The 20681-nt window shown below is 62.2% G+C and carries 16 protein-coding genes; 11 read left to right on the forward strand and 5 right to left on the reverse strand.

The genetic code is table 11. From position 1 onward, the window contains the following. The first annotated feature begins 36 nt into the window (after nucleotides 1-36). Both V3H56_RS14400 and V3H56_RS14405 read left to right on the forward strand, forming a co-directional pair. Nucleotides 37-1539 (forward strand): ATPase domain-containing protein, encoded by a 1503-nt coding sequence (locus V3H56_RS14400; RefSeq protein ID WP_047738712.1) that lies wholly within the window; start codon nucleotides 37-39, stop codon nucleotides 1537-1539. After that, on the forward strand, nucleotides 1536-3206 hold the full coding sequence (locus V3H56_RS14405; protein WP_042730895.1) for an ATP-binding protein: 1671 nt from the start codon (nucleotides 1536-1538) through the stop codon (nucleotides 3204-3206). The genes V3H56_RS14400 and V3H56_RS14405 overlap by 4 nt, the downstream gene beginning before the upstream one ends. A gap of 125 nt (nucleotides 3207-3331) precedes the next feature. Here V3H56_RS14405 and V3H56_RS14410 read toward each other — a convergent pair whose 3' ends face one another. The 5 genes from V3H56_RS14410 to V3H56_RS14430 are packed head-to-tail and all read right to left on the reverse strand — an operon-like array spanning nucleotide 3332 to nucleotide 9848. After that, nucleotides 3332-3709 (reverse strand): response regulator, encoded by a 378-nt coding sequence (locus tag V3H56_RS14410; protein ID WP_042730896.1) that lies wholly within the window; start codon nucleotides 3707-3709, stop codon nucleotides 3332-3334. Further along, the gene (locus V3H56_RS14415) at nucleotides 3702-4967 is read right to left on the reverse strand and encodes a hybrid sensor histidine kinase/response regulator (RefSeq protein WP_047738714.1); all 1266 of its coding nucleotides are present in this window, start codon (nucleotides 4965-4967) and stop codon (nucleotides 3702-3704) included. Before V3H56_RS14415 ends, V3H56_RS14410 begins: the two co-directional genes overlap by 8 nt. Before the next feature lie 5 nt (nucleotides 4968-4972). After that, nucleotides 4973-5560 carry a chemotaxis protein CheB gene (locus V3H56_RS14420; protein ID WP_042730898.1) on the reverse strand — a complete coding sequence of 196 codons (588 nt, stop codon included), beginning with the start codon at nucleotides 5558-5560 and terminating at the stop codon, nucleotides 4973-4975. Further along, a complete protein-coding gene (locus V3H56_RS14425) occupies nucleotides 5557-6372 on the reverse strand; it encodes a protein-glutamate O-methyltransferase CheR (RefSeq protein WP_042730899.1) in 816 nt (271 codons plus the stop codon). Before V3H56_RS14425 ends, V3H56_RS14420 begins: the two co-directional genes overlap by 4 nt. Next, on the reverse strand, nucleotides 6372-9848 hold the full coding sequence (locus tag V3H56_RS14430; RefSeq protein ID WP_212802602.1) for a response regulator: 3477 nt from the start codon (nucleotides 9846-9848) through the stop codon (nucleotides 6372-6374). Before V3H56_RS14430 ends, V3H56_RS14425 begins: the two co-directional genes overlap by 1 nt. A gap of 259 nt (nucleotides 9849-10107) precedes the next feature. Between V3H56_RS14430 and V3H56_RS14435 the strand changes: the two genes are divergently transcribed. The 9 genes from V3H56_RS14435 to xylB all read left to right on the forward strand — a co-directional run bounded on the left by V3H56_RS14435 (nucleotide 10108) and on the right by xylB (nucleotide 20679). Further along, a complete protein-coding gene (locus tag V3H56_RS14435) occupies nucleotides 10108-10479 on the forward strand; it encodes a response regulator (protein WP_042730901.1) in 372 nt (123 codons plus the stop codon). Between the two features lie 77 nt (nucleotides 10480-10556). Next, on the forward strand, nucleotides 10557-11849 hold the full coding sequence (locus V3H56_RS14440) for a glycosyltransferase (RefSeq protein WP_053145062.1): 1293 nt from the start codon (nucleotides 10557-10559) through the stop codon (nucleotides 11847-11849). An 82-nt stretch (nucleotides 11850-11931) separates the two neighbouring features. After that, complete coding sequence (locus tag V3H56_RS14445; RefSeq protein WP_047738721.1) at nucleotides 11932-12837, forward strand: AraC family transcriptional regulator; 906 nt, start codon at nucleotides 11932-11934, stop codon at nucleotides 12835-12837. Nucleotides 12838-13171: 334 nt separating this feature from the next. Beyond that, a complete protein-coding gene (locus V3H56_RS14450; protein WP_042732676.1) occupies nucleotides 13172-14482 on the forward strand; it encodes a sugar ABC transporter substrate-binding protein in 1311 nt (436 codons plus the stop codon). Nucleotides 14483-14662: 180 nt separating this feature from the next. Next, nucleotides 14663-15595, forward strand: a complete 933-nt coding sequence (locus V3H56_RS14455) for a sugar ABC transporter permease (RefSeq protein ID WP_042732677.1) — start codon at nucleotides 14663-14665, stop codon at nucleotides 15593-15595. A gap of 10 nt (nucleotides 15596-15605) precedes the next feature. Next, nucleotides 15606-16436: a carbohydrate ABC transporter permease gene (locus tag V3H56_RS14460; RefSeq protein ID WP_042732678.1), complete on the forward strand. Its 831-nt coding sequence runs from the start codon at nucleotides 15606-15608 to the stop codon at nucleotides 16434-16436. A 39-nt stretch (nucleotides 16437-16475) separates the two neighbouring features. Continuing rightward, nucleotides 16476-17579, forward strand: coding sequence for a sn-glycerol-3-phosphate ABC transporter ATP-binding protein UgpC (gene ugpC, locus V3H56_RS14465; protein ID WP_047738724.1), 1104 nt, complete (start codon nucleotides 16476-16478; stop codon nucleotides 17577-17579). A 15-nt stretch (nucleotides 17580-17594) separates the two neighbouring features. Then, on the forward strand, nucleotides 17595-19076 hold the full coding sequence (locus V3H56_RS14470; protein WP_338473497.1) for a mannitol dehydrogenase family protein: 1482 nt from the start codon (nucleotides 17595-17597) through the stop codon (nucleotides 19074-19076). A gap of 115 nt (nucleotides 19077-19191) precedes the next feature. Then, nucleotides 19192-20679 carry a xylulokinase gene (gene xylB, locus V3H56_RS14475; RefSeq protein WP_338473498.1) on the forward strand — a complete coding sequence of 496 codons (1488 nt, stop codon included), beginning with the start codon at nucleotides 19192-19194 and terminating at the stop codon, nucleotides 20677-20679. The last annotated feature ends 2 nt before the right edge of the window (nucleotides 20680-20681 follow it).

Below are 20681 nucleotides of genomic sequence, written 5' to 3' on the forward strand. Positions count from 1 at the left end.
CCTGCTGCCACATCCCTAGTCATGAGAGGGCATTTTTTGTCTACATCCAACGAGTTGATCAGTGCCAAAGCCGCCACCGGTATCGAAGGGCTGGACGACATCCTTTCCGGTGGCTTGTCCCGCAGTCACGTGTTCCTGCTGGAGGGGGAACCGGGAACCGGCAAGACCACGGTCGCGTTGCAATTTTTGCTGGCTGGCGCCCAAGCCGGCGAGCGCTCGCTGTACATCACGCTGTCGGAAACCGAGCGTGAATTGCGCCAAGGCGCGGCGTCCCACGGGTGGACGATCGATGAAAACGTGCACATCTTCGAGCTGACGCCCCCTGAAAGCCTGCTTAACGCCGAGCACCAGCAAAGCCTGCTGTATTCCTCTGACCTCGAACTGGGGGAAGCGACCCGGCAAATCTTCGAAGTGGTCGAGCGGGTCAAACCCAGCCGCGTGGTGCTCGACAGCCTGTCGGAGATCCGCTTGCTGGCGCAGAGTTCGCTGCGTTATCGCCGCCAGATCCTGGCCATCAAGCATTATTTCGTGCGCTACGACGCCACCGTGCTATTGCTCGACGACCTCACCACCGAATCGCTGGACAAGACCGTGCACAGCGTCGCCCATGGGGTGATCCGCCTGGAAGAACTGACGCCCACCTACGGCGCCGAACGTCGACGCATCCGGATCGTGAAGTATCGTGGGCAGAAGTACCGCGGCGGGTTCCACGACTTCACCATCATGGGCGATGGCGTGCATGTGTTCCCGCGCCTGGTGGCCGCCGAGCACCGGGGTACCTACCAGCGCCTGCAGTTGTCCAGCGGCATCGCCGAAATGGACGCACTGCTGGGCGGAGGCATCGAAACCGGTTCGAGCACGCTGATACTGGGCCCTGCCGGTACGGGCAAGTCGTTGATCGCGCTGATCTTCGCCGCTGCGGCCGTACAACGAGGGGAAAAGGCTGCGCTGTTCATTTTCGACGAAGAACTCGGCCTGTTGTTCGAGCGCATGAGAAACCTTGGCATTGATCTGCAGGCCCTTCAGGACACTGGCAACCTGCTGATCGAGCAGGTAGACGCCGCCGAACTGTCTCCCGGCGAGTTCTCCCACCGGGTACGACGTTGCGTCGATGCCGGCGACATCAAGACCGTGGTCATCGACAGCATCAACGGCTACCAGGCCGCGATGCCGGAAGAGAACGCCCTGGTGCTGCACATGCACGAGCTGTTGCTCTACCTCAACCGCAAGGGCGCCGCTACATTCATGACCGTGGCCCAACATGGCCTGGTCGGTGACATGCAGGCCCCGGTGGACATCACTTACCTGGCCGACACGGTGATTCTGTTGCGTTATTTCGAAGCCCTGGGCAAGGTCCGCCGGGCCATTTCCATCATCAAGAAACGCACCGGCACCCATGAATCGACCATCCGCGAATACCGCATCAGCAGCAGGGGCATGACCATCGGCGAGCCGCTGGAAGCGTTCCAGGGCGTATTGCGTGGGGTACCGACCTACATGGGAGCGGATAATCCGTTGCTCAAGGATGAATCACAGTGACGTCAGTCGAGCCCGTGTCGGAGCGGGCGTTGATTCTCGCTCCGCTGGGACGGGACAGCCAGATCGCCCTGATGATTCTCAATGAAGCCGGTTTTGGCGGCCTCATCTGTCGGCACCTGGGCCACCTGTGCGAAGAACTGGCGCATGGCGCCGGGCTGCTGGTGATTTCCTCGGAAGCCCTGATGGGGCCTGACCTGGAGGCATTGTTCCTGCACATCGAGCAGCAACCGGCCTGGTCCGACCTGCCCATCGTCCTGCTGACCCATCACGGAGGCCCCGAACAGAACCCTGCGGCGCGCATTGGCGCGCAACTGGGCAACGTGACCTTCCTCGAACGGCCGTTCCATCCGGTGACCCTGGTCAGCCTGGTGACCACGGCCCTGCGTGGCCGCCGAAGGCAATATGACGCCCGGGACCGCCTGATCGACCTGAGCAACAGCGAACAGCGGCTCCAGACCACCCTCGAAACCCTCGAACAACAGGTGGAAGAACGTACCGCGCAGCTTCGCCACAATGAAGAGGCCTTGCGCCAATCCCAGAAAATGGAGGCCGTCGGCCAGTTGACGGGGGGCATCGCCCACGACTTCAACAACATGCTGACCGGGATCATCGGCAGCCTGGAACTGTTGCGCCGACGCCTGGCCCGGGGGCGCACCGAAGACCTGGACAGCCTGATCGACCTGGGGGTGACATCGGCCAACCGCGCCGCCGGCCTGACCCACCGACTGCTGGCCTTCTCACGCCGCCAGTCGCTGGACTCCAAGGCCGTGCAGATGAACACCCTGGTGCTGTCCATGGGGGAGCTGCTGCAACGTAGCCTCAACGAGAGCATTCGCCTGGACATGCAACTGGACGACCAGCTCTGGGTCGCCGAGGCGGACCCCAACCAACTGGAAAGCGCCCTGCTCAACCTCGTGCTCAACGCCCGGGACGCAATGCCGGATGGCGGCAACCTGGTGGTGCGGACCTCCAATCAGCACCTGGACACGACCTTTACCGACGCCTACAGCAACCTCAAACCTGGCGACTACGTGGTGCTGAGTGTGCAGGACACCGGCTGCGGCATGCCTGAAGCAGTGATGAACCGCGCGTTCGATCCGTTCTTCACCACCAAGCCGATCGGCCAGGGCACCGGGCTCGGGCTGTCGATGATCTATGGCTTCAGCAAGCAGTCGCGCGGTCACGTGGCCATCGACAGCACGGTGGGCGAAGGCACCACCGTGACCCTGTACCTGCCGCGTTTTGTCGGCGAAGAAATCCACGAACCCCAGGTCGCCGCCCAGCATCCGCCGTACGCACAGGATGGCGAAACCGTACTGATCGTCGAGGACGATTCCGCGGTGCGGGTGCTGGTCAGTACCGTGCTCAGCGAACTGGGCTATGCCTTCGTCGAAGCGGCAGACGCCAATGAGGCGGTGCCGATCCTGCAGTCAGGCCAGCGCATCGACCTGCTGATCAGCGACGTCGGCCTGCCCGGCATGAACGGCCGGCAACTTGCGGAAATCGGCCGGCAGATCCGCCCCGACCTGCGCGTGCTGTTCATCACCGGCTACGCCGAACACGCAGCGGTACGGGGCGGCTTCCTCGACCCCGGCATGCAGATGATCACCAAGCCGTTCACATTCGACCTGTTGACGGCAAAGGTGCAGGAAATGATCGGAGGCTGAGCCTAACGGCTTCGTGGCGACTCGTGGCGAGGGAGCTTGCTCCCGCTGGGCTGCGCTTGCGAGACCGCAAAGGCAGCCCATCCTTCCCGGATGGGCTTACGGTCAACCGCCCTGCCCCCGGTTTCTCAGGACAGCATCGACTGCATCATGTCTTGCAACACGTCCAGGTCGAAGGGTTTTTCCAGGATCGGTGCCTTGCGGGTGATGGGGCTGTCGGTGTCGCGTACTTCCTGGGCGTAGCCGCTGATAAAAATGACCTTCAATTCCGGGCGCAGCTTGACGGCCGGCTCGGCAATCTGCACCCCGGAGATCCCGCCCGGCAGGCGGAAATCGGTGATCATCATGTCCAGGTGCGGCTTGCTCGCCAGGATCTCGAACGCCCGCGCACCGTCCTCGGCCTCCAGCACGCGGTATCCCTCGCCCGACAGGTAAGCCGACAGCACCATCAGGATCGACGGGTCGTCTTCGACGATCAGTACAACATCTTGCGCATCTTCACTCATGAGAAGCCTTTGTTCGATCAATAGCTGCTGATACGACCCTGGGGTCACTCAGAGGTTGCGTTTGTCCGACAACTTTCTGAAGAGGCAGGGAAACACGAAACAACGCCCCTTCATTGAGGCGACTATTGACCGTAATGGTACCCCCATGGGCCGTCACAATCTGCTCGGAAATGAACAGCCCCAGTCCCAGGCCGGCGGTGACCGCCTTCGAAGAGACCCGCTCGAATTGCTGGAAGATGCGCCGCTGGTTTTCCTCGCTGATGCCAATGCCATGGTCCTGGACCTCGACACACGCGTGCTCGGGGGTCTGGTAGACCCGCACTTCGATCGGGCCCTTGCCGCCGTAGCGCAGCGCATTGGTCAGCAGGTTCGACACCACCTGCTCGATCCGGAACTCATCCCAGAACCCTTCCACCGCCGGGTCAGCCGTGCAAATCAGCGAGCACTCGGCAATCGCGATCTGCGGCTGGAAGTTGCGCACCAGGTTTTCCACCAGCGCCGTGAGGTTCATGCGCGAAGGTCGGATCGACAACTTGCCGGTGCGAATCCGTGACACGTCCAGCATGTCTTCGATCAACCGGATCAGGCTCTTGATCTGGCGCTCGTCGCGCTCGACCATGGCGCGCACCTTGTCCAGGGTGAAGGCTGCGGCATTGTCCCGGGCCAGGTGCATCTTGCGCAGTTGGGTCTCCAGGATCAGCCCATTGAGGGGCGTGCGAACCTCGTGGGCAACGATGGACATGAAATCGTCACGCATGCGCACCGCCTGCTCCAGCTCGCCGCGGGTGACCTGCAGCTGCTGCAGCAACGCCTCCTGCTCCCGGCGGCTCTGCTCAAGGGCGATCACCTGCTCCTTCATGGCCTTGCGCTGGCGGTAGAGCTCGACGAACACACTGACCTTGCTTTTGACGGCATGGGTGTCCAGCGGCTTGTGCAGGAAGTCGACGGCACCGTTCTCGTAGCCGGTGAACGCATAGTTGCGTTCACGACCGGCGGCGCTGACGAAGATGATCGGGATGCTGCGGGTCTTTTCCGTGCCGCGCATCAGCTCGGCCAGTTCGAAACCGTTCATGTCCGGCATTTGTACGTCGATGATGGCCAGGGCAAAGTCATGCTGCAGCAGCAGGGACAGCGCGCCGTCCGCCGAGAGAGCCTTGAAGACCTCGCGGTCGTCGCCCTTGATCAACGCTTCCAGGGCCAACAGATTCTCCGGCAGATCGTCGACGATCAGCAGTTTGGCTTGAATATCTCTTGGCATGTGGTTCATTCCAGCCCGGCCAGCAACTGGCCGATGGCTTGCAAAGTAAGAATATGATCGGGCTCGTGCAGGGCCAGCGCCGCTTCGGGCATGGTCGCGACCTGGGCTTCGCGGGGATCCTGCACCACCGTGTAGCCTCCCAGCTCGCGAACCTTCGCCAGGCCCTTGGCGCCGTCGCTGTTGGCACCGGTCAGGACCACCGCCAGCAGATGCCGGCCGTAGACATCGGCGGCCGACTCGAACAACACGTCAATGGACGGTCGGGAATGGTGCACCGGCGCTTCGAGGCTCAACGACAGGCTGCGGTCGGCCTCGACCGACAAGTGATAACCGGGCGTGGCGACATAGAGGGTGCCGGGCACGATGTCCTGCTTGTCCCGGGCCTCCTCGACCGGAACCGCGAGACGGTGGCCGAATACCTGGGCCAACTGGCTGTCGCGCTCATCGGGCAAATGCAGCACCACCAGGATCGGCAAGCCGAAGCCCTTGCGCAGGTGTCCGAACACCTTGAGCAACGCTTCGACACCACCGGCGGAGGCGCCAACGACAATCGCCTCGATGGGAAACTTGGGTCTGTCCATCGTCTCGTTCATAACTTGCGATAGATCCGTTCCGGTTTGACCAACGGCTCGAATGCGTTGCCGTAGGTCGAGAAATCCAGCGTTTCCTTACTGCCCAAGACCAGGAAACCACGGTGGCACAGGGATTCGTGAAACAGTCCAAATGCGCGATCTTGCAATTTTTTATTGAAATATATCAATACGTTACGACAAGAAATTAATTGAGTTTCTGAAAAAACACTGTCGGTCGCCAGGCTGTGATCGGCAAAGGTCACGTTCTGGCACAGGGTCTTGTCGAACATCGCGTAATCGTAGGCCGCGGTGTAGTAATCGGCAAACGAGCAGCGTCCCCCGGCCCGCTGGTAATTCTGGGTATAGCTGCGCACGTTTTCCAATGAAAAGATGCCCTGCTTGGCCTTTTCCAGCGAACGCGGGTTGATGTCGGTGGCGTAGATGAGCGTGCGATCCAGCAGGCCTTCCTCGCGCAGCAGGATCGCCATGGAATAGACCTCCTCCCCCGTGCTGCACCCGGCGATCCAGATCTTGATCGAGGGGTACGTCCGAAGCAGGGGCACGACTTCCTCGCGGATCGCCAGGAAATGCGTCGGGTCGCGAAACATCTCGCTGACAGGGATCGTCAGCAGCTGCAGCAACTGCATGAACGCCCCCGGGTCGTGCAGCACGCGCTCCTGCAACGCCGAGATGGTCTTGCATTCGAATTGGGTCAGCGCGTGGAGGACCCGGCGCTTGATGGAAGCGCCGGAATAATCGCGGAAATCGTAGCTGTACTTGAAGTAGATCGCGTCGATCAACAAGCGCAATTCAATGTCTGAGTCTCGTTCCACTAAATTCTTTCCATATTCGGCAACCACACGCGAATCAGCGAGAACAGACGATCCAGATCGATCGGTTTGGCCAGGTAATCGTTGGAGCCCGCCGCCAGGCAGCGCTCCTGATCATCCTTCATGGCCTTGGCCGTCACGGCAATGATCGGCAACTTGCGCCAGCGGGGGTCCTTGCGGATCAGCGCGGTGGCTTCGAATCCGTCCATTTCCGGCATCATCACGTCCATCAACACCAGGTCGATGTCGTCGACTTCGTTCAGTCGCTCGATCGCCTCAAGACCGTTGCGGCCGATGACCACGATCGCTCCCTTGGCCTCCAGGGCGCTGGTCAGGGCGAAAATGTTGCGCACATCGTCGTCCACCAGCAGCACCTTGCGGCCCTCGAATACCTTGTCACGGCTGCGGGCGGTCTGGAGCATCCGCTGCCGTTCATGGGACAACCGGGATTCGACTTTGTGCAGAAAAAGTGTGACCTCATCCAGCAGCCGCTCCGGCGAACGGGCGCCCTTGATGATGATCGAGCGCGAATACTTGCGCAGCTCGGCCTCTTCGTCGCGGGTCAGGTTGCGACCGGTGTAGACGATCACTGGCGGGAATGAACAGATGTCCTCGGTGGACATGCGCTTGAGCAGGTCGTTGCCGAGCATGTCCGGCAACTTGAGGTCGATGATCATGCAGTCATAGACGTTGTCGCGCAGCAGGTCCAGGGCTTGCTGGGCCAGGCCAACGGCGGTGATCTCAATGTCATCGTCGCCGATCAGGCGGGTAATGCTGTCGCGTTGCAGGTCGTCGTCTTCCACCAGCAAGACCCGCTTGACCTTCTGCGTGAGCTTGGCTTCCAGGCGGGCGAACACGTCCTTGAGCTCTTCGCGCGTGGTCGGCTTGACCGCATAGCCGATGGCGCCCATGTGCATCGCGGCCTCGACGCGGTCCTCGACGGAAATCACGTGCACCGGGATGTGCCGGGTGCCGGCCTGTTCCTTGAGGCGCTGCAACACCGTCAACCCGGAATGATCCGGCAGACGCATGTCCAGCAGGATCGCGTCGGGGCTCAGCCGTGACGCCAGGTCGAACCCTTCGTCGGCACCGTGGGCCACCAGGCACTGATAACCGAGTTCGTGGGCGAGGTCGAACAGGATCCGGGCGAACTTGGGCTCGTCCTCGATCACCAGGATGCAACGGCTGTCGAACGGCGCATTGTCCCGATCATCGGCGAACTGGGCAATGGGCGTCTCCACGTCGGCAATCAGCGCAGCCGGCGCCGGCTTGGGCACCACGGGTGCCGTGGTCGTCGGGGTGAATGTGCGCGGCGCGACCGGTTGCTCGCCAGCCTCGACATAGCGCTCCGGCAGTACCAGGGTAAACACGCTGCCCTGCCCCGGCTCGCTGGAAACCGAAATCGAACCGCCCAGCATGGCCGCCAGGTCCCGGGAAATCGACAAGCCCAGGCCGGTGCCGCCATAGCGCCGATTGGTGGTGCCGTCCGCCTGGCGGAAGGCCTCGAAGATGATCTGCTGCTGGTCAGCCGCAATGCCGATGCCGGAATCGCGCACGATGAAGGCAATGCCGGAGCCCGGTTGACCGGCCACAGTGAGCGAGACTTCGCCGTGCTCGGTGAATTTCACCGCGTTGGACAACAGGTTCTTGATCACTTGCTCCAGGCGCTGGCGGTCGGTGTACAGCATCGGCGGTGCGTCCGGCAGCAACTGCACCTCGAACGCCAGGCCCTTGTCCGCCGCCAGGGGCTTGAACATTTCCCGCAGCCCTTCGACCAGGCGCGGCACGCTGGTGTTTTCCGGACGCACTTCGAGCTTGCCGGCCTCGACCTTGGAGATGTCGAGAATGTCGTTGATCAGGTTCAGCAGATCATTGCCGGCGGAATAGATCGACTCGGCGAACTTGACCTGTTCCTCGGTGAGGTTGTGCTGCGGGTTTTCCGCCAGCAGCTTGGACAGAATCAGCGAGCTGTTGAGCGGCGTACGCAGCTCGTGGGACATGTTGGCAAGGAACTCGGACTTGTACTTGCTCGAACGCTGCAACTCTTCGGCGCGCTCCTGCAACTGGACCTGGGCCTGGTTCAGCTCGTTGTTCTTCTGGTCCATGGCGTCGCGTTGCTCGGCCAACTGCTCGTTGGTCTGCTCCAGCTCCTGTTGCTGGGCCTCCAGATGCGCCTGGGATTCCTTGAGGATGCGCGACTGCTCCTCCAGTTCTTCGTTGGCGGTCTTGAGTTCTTCCTGCTGGACTTGCAACTCTTCGTTCAACTGTTGGGTTTCGGCCAGCACTTCCTGCAAGCGCTGGCGATAACGCGCGGCCTCGATGGACGTGCCGACATTGCCGGCCACTCGCTCCAGCAACTCGATGTCGCGTTCGCCGAGCGGGCGCAGGAAGCCCAGCTCGATGACGCCGTTGATCCGTCCATCGTCGCTGGTCGGGACCACCAGCACACTGTTGGGCAACCCCTGGCCCAAGCCGGAGCTGACCTTCAGGTAGTCATCGGGCACTTCATCCAGGCGGATCAGGCGTCCTTGCTGCACCGCCTGGCCGGCGATGCCTTCACCGGCCTCGATGACCTGGCGCTGCTGTTCTTCATCCTGGGACATGCCATAGGTCGAGACGCGCCTCAGGAGGCCGCTTTCTTCGCGCACGTAGATCGCCGCCACGGCCGTGTCCAGGTACTGGGCAAAGAACTGCAGGATGTTGCGCCCCAGCAGGTTGAGCGTCAGTTGTCCCAGGACCTGCTCGGCCAACTGAGTCTGGCCGTTGCGCAGCCAGGCGAGTTTTTCCAGGTGCGCGGCGCTTTGTTGCTGGACTTTCAGGCTGGCACTGTAGCTGTTGGACAGCCCCAGCAGGTCCCGACGGCCGATGTACGCCAGCAGGCCGCTGACCAGCGCGACGAACACCAGGTACAGGGCGATGCTCCAGACGGTGGTGGCCCGTACCCGCTCGTTGCGTTCGGCGCGCAACTGCTGTTCGGTCTCGACGATGTCCTCGAAGGTCTTGCGGATTTCGTCCGTCAAGCGCTTGCCGCGCCCGGCCTTGACTGCGCCGCGGTAATCGCCGCTGCTGCGTTGCAGGTCGATCATGCTCTGGGCGTAGCCGGCCCATTCCGTCTGGAGTGCCTGGACCCGGTGCAGGCGGTCAGTCTGGATCGGGTTGTCGGCTGTCAATTCCAGCAATGTATCGAGTGCCGCTGAAATCTGTGGCTTGGCCACTTCATAGGGGTCGAGGAAATGCTCGTCGCCGCTCAACAGGTAACCGCGCATGCCGGTTTCCAGGTCCACGCTCAGTTTGATGGCTTCGTTGGCATTGTTGATCACCCGGTCAGTGTGGCCGACCCACTGGATCACCGACAGCAGGTAGGTGATCAGCACGACGAAAAACACCGCGCTGAGGGCGCCGATGCCCAGTGGCAGGCTGATGTTGCGGCTCAGGAGTTTACGAAAACTCTGCTCGTCGACCGAAGACGGAAGGGTCATGGAATAGGCCTTGGTGGACAGTTGAAAAGCGTGGAGTTTGCCCGAAAAATACCGGCTGATTCCACATTTTCCGACAAGTCAAAGGCGCAATTCCCACAGGCAGTCTGCCTTGCAGCGAAGAAGCGACTATCCTTGTCAGCTCTTGTACTATAGATCCTTTCTTGTACAACTCCGGGAACTTGTGCCACCTCGCCACTTACTGATGCATGAGGCGAATCATATTGATGCCCCACCCGTCCCTTTTTTCGAGAATGCCGATATGTCCACCCCTGTTCCCGCCACCCCACCCACCATTCTGGTCGTCGAGGACGATGACATTGTACGGATGCTGATCGTCGATGTGCTGGAAGAGCTGGAGTACCGGGTGCTGGAGGCAGATGGCTGTGACCAGGCGCTGGAATTTTTGCGCAACGAGCAGCAGCCCATCGCGCTGATGATGACCGACGTGGGCCTGCCGGTGATGGACGGCCGGGAACTGGCCAAGCAGGCCAGGCTGGTGCGCCCCGGGCTGGCGATCCTGTTTGCCAGCGGCTATGCCGAGAGCATCGACGTACCCGAGGGCATGGCGGTGATCGGCAAGCCGTTTTCCATCGATCAGTTGCGCGACAAGGTCCAAGGCATTCTTTCTTGAGCCCGGGCGTAATCTTGGTCACTATCGGCGCCCCGCGCGCCGACGGCGCCTGATTCGATCCAAGGAAGCGCCCGCCCATGCGTCACCCCACCGCCACCAAAGTCCTGGTTATCGGCTATGTCTGGCCAGAGCCACGCTCATCGGCTGCCAGCGGGCACGTCATGCAGATCCTGGAAACCTTCCTCGGCCAGGGCTGGGACATCACCTTCAGCAGCCCCGCCGGTTTTGGCGAACACCGCGCCGACCTCGCCGCCCTGGGCATCCGCGAGGAGCCGATCGAACTCAATAGCAGCAGTTTCGATACCTTCATCCGCGAACTGGCGCCCGATATCGTCCTGTTCGACCAGTTCCTGATGGAAGAGCAGTTCGGCTGGCGGGTGGAGAAGCACTGCCCCACCGCCGTACGCGTGCTGGAGACGTCCGATCTGCAAAGCCTGCGCCACGCCCGTCATCAACGCCTCAAGGATCGCCTGAAAGTCGACGACACCGCCCAGGACTTCAGCGATCTGTTCGCCCCGGCCCTGCGTGAGGAGTTCGAACGGATGGCCGACACCGACCTGGCCAAGCGAGAAATCGCCGCCCTGTACCGCTGTGACCTCAACCTGATGGTGTCCGAGGTCGAAATCGAACTGTTGGTGGAACACTTCAAGCTGCCTCGCAGCCTGCTGCATTGGTGCCCGCTGATGCTCGACCTGTCCAGTGAGGTGCCCGTGCCGTTCGAAGACCGGGCGCACTTTCTCAGCATCGGCAACTTCCGCCATGCGCCGAACTGGGATGCGGTGCTGTGGATGAAAAACGCCATCTGGCCGTTGATCCGCCAACAACTGCCGACGGCGCAACTGCACTTGTACGGTGCCTACACCCCGCCCAAGGCCGCCGCGCTGCACAACCCGGCGCAAGGCTTTCACATCATGAACTGGGCCGAAGATGCCTTGCAGGTCATGTCTGCCGCCCGCATCTGCCTGGCCCCCCTGCGCTTCGGCGCGGGCATCAAGGGCAAATTGATCGACGCCATGCTCTGCGGCACGCCGAATGTCACCACCCCCATCGGCGCCGAGGCCATGCAGGGCGAGAACCCCTGGCCCGGCGTGATCGCCCACAGCGCCGAGGCCATCGCCAATGCGGCGGTGCAGTTGTACCGCGACCAGGCACGCTGGACCCAGGCCCGGGACGCCGGCTTCGCCCTGTTGCAGGACCGCTACCGCAAACAGGTGCACGGCCCGGCGCTGATCGAAAGCATCGAGGCCTGCCGAGCGCAGTTGGCGCAACGACGCCGCGACAATTTTACCGGCAGCATGCTGCGCCATCACCAGCACAAGAGCACTCAGTACATGGCCCAGTGGATCGAGGAAAAAAATCGCAACGGCTGAGGCGCAACATCGGCTCCGGGCTGGCACCCGCCGTACGAAGGGGGCATTATCCAGCGGCGATAACAACAAAAGCGCCAGGCCCATGACCCGAACAGCGAGAGTCACCGACCCTTCCTATGAGTTGATGGATGACCATAACGGGCTGTCCATCATCTACCGCCAGCACGGTTTCCCGTGCCCGCTGGTGCGCTGGCATTTCCACAAGGAATACGAGCTGCACCTGATCGTCGCCAGTTCCGGCAAGGTGTTCATCGGCGACTACATCGGCAACTTCTACCCGCAGTCGCTGTTTCTCACCGGCCCTAACCTGCCCCACAACTGGATCAGCCAGGTGGCCGAGGACGAAGTGGTGCCCAAGCGCGACATGCTGGTGAATTTCACCGACGAGCTGTTCGAAAGCGGCCACCAGGTCTTTGCCGAGCTCAAGACCGTCGCGCCGCTGTTGGAGCGAGCCCAGTACGGCATCGAGTTCCGCTGCAAGCGCACCATTCGCCAGGCCATGATCCTGATGCAGCGCATCGCCGACGCCCAGGGCATGAGCCGCCTGGGGCATTTCTTCATCCTGATGGAGCTGCTGGCAGGCACCGACGACTACCAGTTGCTTTCCGGCTCCACCGCCTCGCAACCGGCAGACGAGCACAGCATCGACCGCACCAACCGCGCGGTCGACTACATCTTTGCCCACTACGCCCGGGAACTGTCCCTGGAAGAAGTCGCCGAGCACCTGGGCATGAAGCCGACTTACTTCAGTCGCGTGTTCAAGCAGGCTACGGGCCGGTGTTTCATCGAATTCGTCAATCGCCTGCGCATCAGTAAATCCTGTGAACTACTGGCCGACGGCGACAAACCGGTCACAGACGTATGCTTTGAATCGGGCTTCAACAACATTTCCAACTTCAACCGGCGCTTCCAGCAGCTCAAGGGCATGACCCCGTCCCATTACCGGCGCCTGGCGGTGCAACGTTTGACCGAGCAGAACCTGGGCTGAGACTTTTTTTGCATCGCCCCCTTCCTTCTGTGGCGAGGGGATTTATCCCCGCTGGGCTGCGAAGCGGCCCTCTCTCATTCCAACTGATACGCCGCAACGGCAAACACCCTGGGGCCGCTGCGCGACCCAACGGGGATAAATCCCCTCGCCACAGGTAAACCTTCTCACTTGGCTTTTTCTTTACAGTGCAAAAAAGTATCAGCACAAGTGCGACGGATGATTTGTCACGCCGTGCAGGGCGGGCTGTAATCAGCGCACATTCTTCCCTTCATCCGGAAGACACAAAAACAATAACTGTCCTTCTGCAGCCCCTGGCGCGGAAAAGGAGTGCGCGATGAAACCTTCGGTAAAAGCTCTGCTTGTCTCCACCTGCATGACCCTCAGCAGCGTCAGTTTCGGCGCACAGACCCTCACCATTGCCACCGTCAACAACAGCGACATGATCCGCATGCAGAAGCTCTCGAAGACCTTCGAGGCCGAGCACCCGGATATCCAGTTGAATTGGGTGGTGCTCGAAGAAAACGTCCTGCGCCAGCGCCTGACCACCGACATCGCCACCCAGGGCGGCCAGTTCGACGTGCTGACCATCGGCATGTACGAAGCCGCACTCTGGGGCGCCAAGGGCTGGCTGGAGCCGATGAAGGACCTGCCGGCATCCTACGATCTGGACGACGTCTTCCCTTCCGTGCGTGACGGTTTGTCCGTCAAAGGCTCGCTGTACGCCCTGCCGTTCTATGCCGAGAGCTCGATCACCTATTACCGCACCGACCTGTTCAAGGACGCCGGGCTGACCATGCCCGAACACCCGACCTGGACCCAGATCGGTGAATTCGCCGAAAAGCTCACTGACAAATCCAAGGAACAGTACGGCCTGTGCCTACGGGGCAAAGCCGGTTGGGGCGAGAACATGGCCCTGATCACCACCCTGGCCAATGGTTTCGGCGCGCGCTGGTTCGACGAAAAGTGGCAACCTGAATTCAATGGCCCCGAATGGAAGGATGCGCTGAACTTCTACGTCAGCAACATGAAGAAATCCGGCCCGCCGGGCGCGTCCAGCAACGGTTTCAACGAAAACCTGGCGCTGTTCAACAGCGGCAAGTGCGCGATCTGGGTCGACGCCAGCGTCGCCGGCTCGTTCGTGACCGACAAGACCCAGAGCAAGGTCGCCGATCACGTCGGCTTCACCTTCGCTCCCCACGAAAAAACCGACAAGGGCACCTCGTGGATGTACTCCTGGTCGCTGGCGATCCCCACCAGTTCCAAGGCCAAGGACGCGGCCAAGGTCTTCACCACCTGGGCAACTTCCAAGCAATACAGCCAACTCGTCGCCAAGACCGACGGCATCGCCAACGTTCCGCCAGGCACTCGTACTTCGACCTACAGCGACGAGTACATGAAGGCGGCGCCGTTTGCCAAGGTAACGCTGGAATCGCTGAAAGTCGCCGACCCGAAAGCGCCAACTCTCAAACCGGTGCCTTACATCGGCATCCAGTTGGTGACCATTCCTGAGTTCCAGGCGATCGGCACCCAGGTGGGCAAATTCTTCTCTGGCGCGCTGACCGGCCAGCAGAGCGTGGACCAGGCGCTGACCGCCGCGCAATCGACCACCGAACGCGAGATGAAACGCGCCGGTTATCCCAAGTAACCACGCTGCTTTCATTGTTTTGTAGGAGTTCCCGTGTGGGAGCGAGCTTGCTCGCGATGGCGGTGTGACAGCCACCTTGATATCGACTGTCAGGACGCTATCGCGAGCAAGCTCGCTCCCACACGGGACGGCCCCCACATTCAGGGATATTCATTCGCCTGCACACATCGGTCCAATGCCATGAATACTTCGACGACAACCACCAAGGCGCCCATCGGGGTTGCCCCGCCGGCGCGCAAGATCCGCCTGGCGAACCCTGGCTGGTTCCTGGTCAGCCCATCGGTGGCCCTGTTGCTGCTGTGGATGATCGTGCCGCTGGGCATGACCGTCTACTTCTCGATGATCCGCTACAACCTGCTCTATCCCGGCGAGAACGAGTTCGTCGGGCTGGAGAACTTCACTTACTTCCTGACCGACTCGGGGTTCATGCCCGGCGCCACCAATACCCTGTTGCTGGTGGGCAGCGTGCTGCTGATCAGTATCGTGCTCGGGGTATTGATCAGCGCGTTGCTGGAGGCCAGCGAGTTTTTCGGTCGCGGCATCGTGCGCGTGCTGCTGATCTCACCATTCTTCATCATGCCCACCGTCGGCGCGCTGATCTGGAAGAACCTGATTTTCCACCCGGTTTCGGGAATTCTCGCCGCCGTGTGGAAACTGTTCGGCGCACAACCGGTGGACTGGCTCGCCCACTACCCGTTGTTGTCGATCATCATCATTGTGAGCTGGCAATGGCTGCCCTTCGCGATCCTGATCCTGATGACCGCCATGCAGTCCCTCGACCAGGAACAGAAAGAAGCTGCACGGCTGGACGGTGCCGGCCCGATCGCGATTTTCTGGCACCTGACCCTGCCGCACCTGGCCCGGCCGATCGCCGTGGTGCTGATGATCGAGACGATTTTCCTGCTGTCGGTGTTCGCCGAGATCTTCACCACCACCAACGGTGGCCCGGGCTACGCCTCCACCAACCTCGCCTACCTGATCTACAACCAGGCGCTGGTGCAGTTCGACGTCGGCATGGCGTCGGCCGGTGGCCTGATTGCCGTGGTCATCGCCAACATCGCCGCCATCATCCTGGTGCGGATGATTGGCAAAAACCTCACCGACAAGCATTGAGGCCGCCACCATGACACTTCAACAATCGCGCCGCCTGCAAAGCCTGCTGCTGGGTACGCTGGCGTGGGCCATCGCCATCGTGATCTTCTTTCCGATCTTCTGGATGGTGCTGACAAGCTTCAAGACCGAAATCGATGCGTTCGCCACGCCGCCGCAGTTCATCTTTACGCCGACGCTGGAGAACTACCTGCACATCAACGAGCGCAGCAACTACATCAGCTTCGCCTGGAACTCGGTGGTCATTTCCTTCAGCGCCACCGCTCTGTGCCTGCTGATCGCGGTGCCGGCGGCCTACTCCATGGCGTTCTACGAAACCCAACGCACCAAAGGCACGTTGCTGTGGATGCTATCCACCAAGATGCTGCCTCCGGTGGGCGTGCTGATGCCCATCTACCTGCTGGCCAAGAGCTTTGGCCTGCTGGACACGCGGATCGCGCTGATCGCCATCTACACGCTGATCAACCTGCCGATCGTGGTCTGGATGATCTACACCTACTTCAAGGACATTCCCCGCGACATCCTCGAAGCCGCCCGCCTGGACGGGGCCACGCTGTGGCAGGAGATGGTGCGCGTGCTGTTGCCGATCGCCAAGGGTGGCCTGGCGTCCACCGTGCTGCTCTCGCTGATCCTGTGCTGGAACGAGGCGTTCTGGTCACTGAACCTGACATCGTCCAAAGCCGCGCCGCTGACGGCGCTGATCGCCTCGTACTCCAGTCCCGAAGGGCTGTTCTGGGCCAAATTGTCCGCCGTCTCGACCCTCGCCTGCGCGCCGATCCTGATTTTCGGCTGGATCAGCCAGAAACAGCTGGTGCGCGGTTTGTCTTTCGGCGCCGTGAAATAACGCGCCCTACACCCTTATAAGAAGTGGAGGCCCATCCTCATGGCCAACCTGAAAATCAAGAATCTGCAAAAAGGCTTCGAAGGCTTTTCCATCATCAAGGGCATCGACCTTGAAGTGAACGACCGCGAGTTCGTGGTGTTCGTCGGCCCCTCGGGCTGCGGCAAGTCCACGCTGCTGCGGCTGATTGCCGGACTGGAGGAAGTCAGCGACGGCACCATCGAACTGGACGGGCGGGACATCACCGAAGTCAGCCCGGCCAAGCGCGACCTGGCGATGGTCTTCCAGACCTATGCCCTGTACCCGCACATGAGCGTACGCAAGAACATGTCCTTCGCCCTGGACCTGGCCGGCGTGCCCAAGGCCGAGGTCGAGAAAAAGGTCAACGAAGCCGCGCGCATCCTCGAACTGGGGCCAATGCTCGAACGCAAGCCCAAGCAGCTGTCCGGCGGCCAGCGCCAGCGCGTGGCCATCGGCCGGGCCATCGTGCGCAACCCGAAGATTTTCCTCTTCGACGAGCCCTTGTCCAACCTCGACGCCGCACTGCGGGTGCAGATGCGCCTGGAGCTGGCGCGGCTGCACAAGGAACTGCAAGCGACCATGATCTACGTGACCCACGACCAGGTCGAGGCCATGACCCTGGCCGACAAGGTGGTGGTACTTAACGGCGGGCGCATCGAACAGGTCGGCTCGCCCCTGGAGCTGTATCACCAGCCGGCCAACCTGTTTGTCGCCGGGTTCCTCGGCACGCCCAAGATGGGTTTTCTCAAGGGCAAGGTCAGTGGGCTCGACAGCCTAGGCTGTGAAGTGCTGCTGGACGCCGGCACCCGGATCCACCTGCCCTTGAGCGGCGCCCGCCTGAGCGTCGGCGCAGAGGTCACCCTGGGGATTCGCCCGGAACATCTGAACCTGGCCCAAGCGGGCGATTGCACGCTGGCGGTCACCGCCGACGTCAGCGAGCGACTGGGCAGCGACACGTTCTGCCACGTCGTCACGGCCTCGGGCGAGGCCCTGACCATGCGAGTGCGTGGCGACCTGGCCAGCCGCTTTGGCGAGCAACTGAACCTGCACCTGGACGCTGAACACTGCCACCTATTCGATGCCGATGGCGTAGCGGTCCCCCGTGCGCTGCGCGCCGCCGCCTGATTGTCGAGAACCGCGATGAAACTCAACCGACAGAACCTGCACAACCTCAACCCGGCGGTCGCCCTGCCCGCCTACTCTTTGAGCGACGTCCGCCAAGGCATCGCCCACATCGGCGTCGGCGGCTTTCACCGGGCCCACCAGGCGTACTACACCGACGCCCTGATGAACACTGGCACCGACCTGGACTGGGCCATCTGTGGCGTCGGCCTGCGGGCCGAGGATCGCCGCGCCCGGGACGACCTGGCCGGCCAGGACTACCTGTTCACCCTGTACGAGCTGGGTGACACCGACGACACCGAAGTCCGGGTGATCGGCGCCATCAACGCCATGCTGCTGGCCGAGGACGGCGCCCAGGCGTTGATCGACAAGCTCGCCGACCCGCAGATCCGCATCGTCTCGCTGACCATCACCGAAGGCGGCTACTGCATCGACGACAGCAATGGCGAGTTCATGGCCCACCTGCCACAGATCCAGCACGACCTGGCCCATCCCGACGCGCCGAAGACCGTGTTTGGTTTCCTCTGCGCCGCGCTCGCCAAGCGTCGCGCCGCCGGCACCCCGGCGTTTACCCTGATGTCCTGCGATAACCTGCCCCACAACGGCGCCGTGACCCGCAAGGCGCTGCTGGCCTTCGCCGCGCTGCGGGACGCCGAGCTGGGCCAGTGGATCGACCGGAACGTCAGCTTCCCCAACGCCATGGTCGACCGCATCACACCCATGACCAGCGTCGCCCACCGCCTGCAACTGCACGACGAACACGGCATCGACGACGCCTGGCCGGTGGTCTGCGAGCCGTTCGTGCAATGGGTATTGGAAGACAAGTTCGTCAACGGTCGTCCGGCCTGGGAAAAGGTCGGCGTGCAGTTCACCGACGACGTCACCCCCTATGAAGAAATGAAGATCAAGCTGCTCAACGGCAGCCACCTGGCGTTGACCTACCTGGGCTTTCTCAAGGGCTATCGCTTTGTCCACGAGACCATGAACGACCCGCTGTTCGTGCGCTACATGCGCGCCTACATGGACCTGGACGTCACGCCGCAACTGGCGCCGGTGCCGGGCATCGACCTGGCCGACTACAAGGACACCCTGGTGGAGCGCTTTTCCAACCAGGCGATTGCCGACCAGCTGGAGCGGGTGTGCTCGGACGGCTCGTCGAAGTTTCCCAAGTTCACCGTACCGACGATCAATCGCCTGATTGCCGACGGGCGCGAGACACGTCGTGCAGCCCTGGTGGTGGCAGCGTGGGCCGTGTACCTCAAGGGCGTGGACGAAAATGGCCTGGCCTATACGATTCCAGACCCACGGGCAGCGTTCTGCCAGGCGCTGGTGGCCGACGATGCGCTGGTGACCCAGCGATTGCTGGAGGTGGAAGAGATCTTTGGCACGGCCATCCCCCGCTCGCCGGAGTTCGTGGCAGCCTTCGAATGGTGCTGCAACAGCTTGCGCGAACACGGGGTAACGCGAACACTTGAGCGAGTATTGGCTGACACGGAATAAACCTGCGGATCCGGCCGCTTTTTGTGGCGAGGAGATAATTCCCCCCGCCACAGGTTCCACCATGTCCCGGTCCAAACAGTTCTGTGCTGACGGTTCATTGATATCAAGGATTTCTATGGCAAACCAACAACTGTTCCTGGGCATCGACTGCGGCACCCAAGGCACCAAGGCGCTGGTTCTGGACGCCACCAGTGGCCAGGTCCTGGGCCTCGGTGCGGCGGCCCACTCCATGATCAGCGGCCCCAACGGCTGCCGTGAACAAGACACCGGGGAATGGCTCGAAGCCTTCACCCAAGCGACCCGGCAAGCGCTGGCCAACGCCGGTGTGGATGGCCAGGCCATTCTCGGCATCGGTGTGTCTGGCCAGCAACACGGACTGGTGCTACTCGACGAGCAAGACCAGGTGCTGCGCCCGGCCAAGCTCTGGTGCGACACCGAAACCACGCCGGAAAACGACCGGTTGCTGGCCCACCTGGGCGGCGAAAGCGGCTCCCTGGCGCGCCTCGGCGTGGTCATCGCCCCCGGCTACACCGTGTCGAAACTGCTGTGGACCCGGGAGCAGCATCCGCAGGTGTTCAACCGCATCGCCCGCATCCTGTTACCCCACGACTTTCTCAACCACTGGCTCACCGGCCGCCACTGCACCGAATATGGCGACGCCTCGGGCACCGGCTATTTCAATGTCCGCACCCGTCAATGGGATGAGCCATTGCTGCACCACATCGATCCCAGCGGACGCCTGCAATCGGCGCTGCCGGAACTGATCGAGGCGCACCAACCGGTCGGGCGCATCCTGCCGGCCATCGCCGCGCACCTGGGCATCAACCCTGACGCCGTGGTGGCCAGCGGTGGCGGCGACAACATGATGGGCGCCATCGGCACCGGCAATATCCAGCCCGGCGTGATCACCATGAGCCTCGGTTCCTCCGGCACGGTATACGCCTATGCCGCTCAGCCAGTGGTCAGCCCGCAACCGTCGGTGGCGACGTTCTGTTCCTCCAGCGGTGGCTGGCTACCGTTGATCTGCACCATGAACCTGACCAACGCCACCGGGGCCGTCCGTGAGCTTTTGGCGCTGGACATCGACGCCTTCAACAGCCTGGTGACCGAAGCCCCGATCGGCGCCGAGGGCGTGTGCATGCTGCCGTTCCTCAACGGCGAGCGGGTCCCGGCCCTGCCCCACGCCACTGGCAGCCTGCTGGGCCTGACCACCACCAACCTGACCCGGGCCAACCTGTGCCGCGCCGTGGTCGAAGGCACCACCTTCGGCTTGCGCTATGGCCTGGACCTGCTGCGGGCCAACGGGCTCCAGGCCCAGAGCATCCGGCTGATCGGCGGCGGCTCGAAAAGCCCGGTGTGGCGGCAGATCGTCGCCGATATCATGGACACCACGGTCATCTGCACCGAACAGAGCGAAGCGGCCGCCCTCGGTGCGGCCATCCAGGCTGCCTGGTGCCAGTCAGGTGCGCAACATGGCCTGGCCGAGCTGTGCGAGCGTTGCGTCAAGCTCGACCCGGCCAGCGAAACCCAGCCTGTCGCCGCGCATGTCGCGGCGTCGCAACAAGCTTATGAACGATACCGACAACACGTCGCAACCCTTTGAGA

Source organism: Pseudomonas sp. MS646, from assembly GCF_036693845.1.
GTDB lineage: Bacteria > Pseudomonadota > Gammaproteobacteria > Pseudomonadales > Pseudomonadaceae > Aquipseudomonas > Aquipseudomonas chlororaphis_E.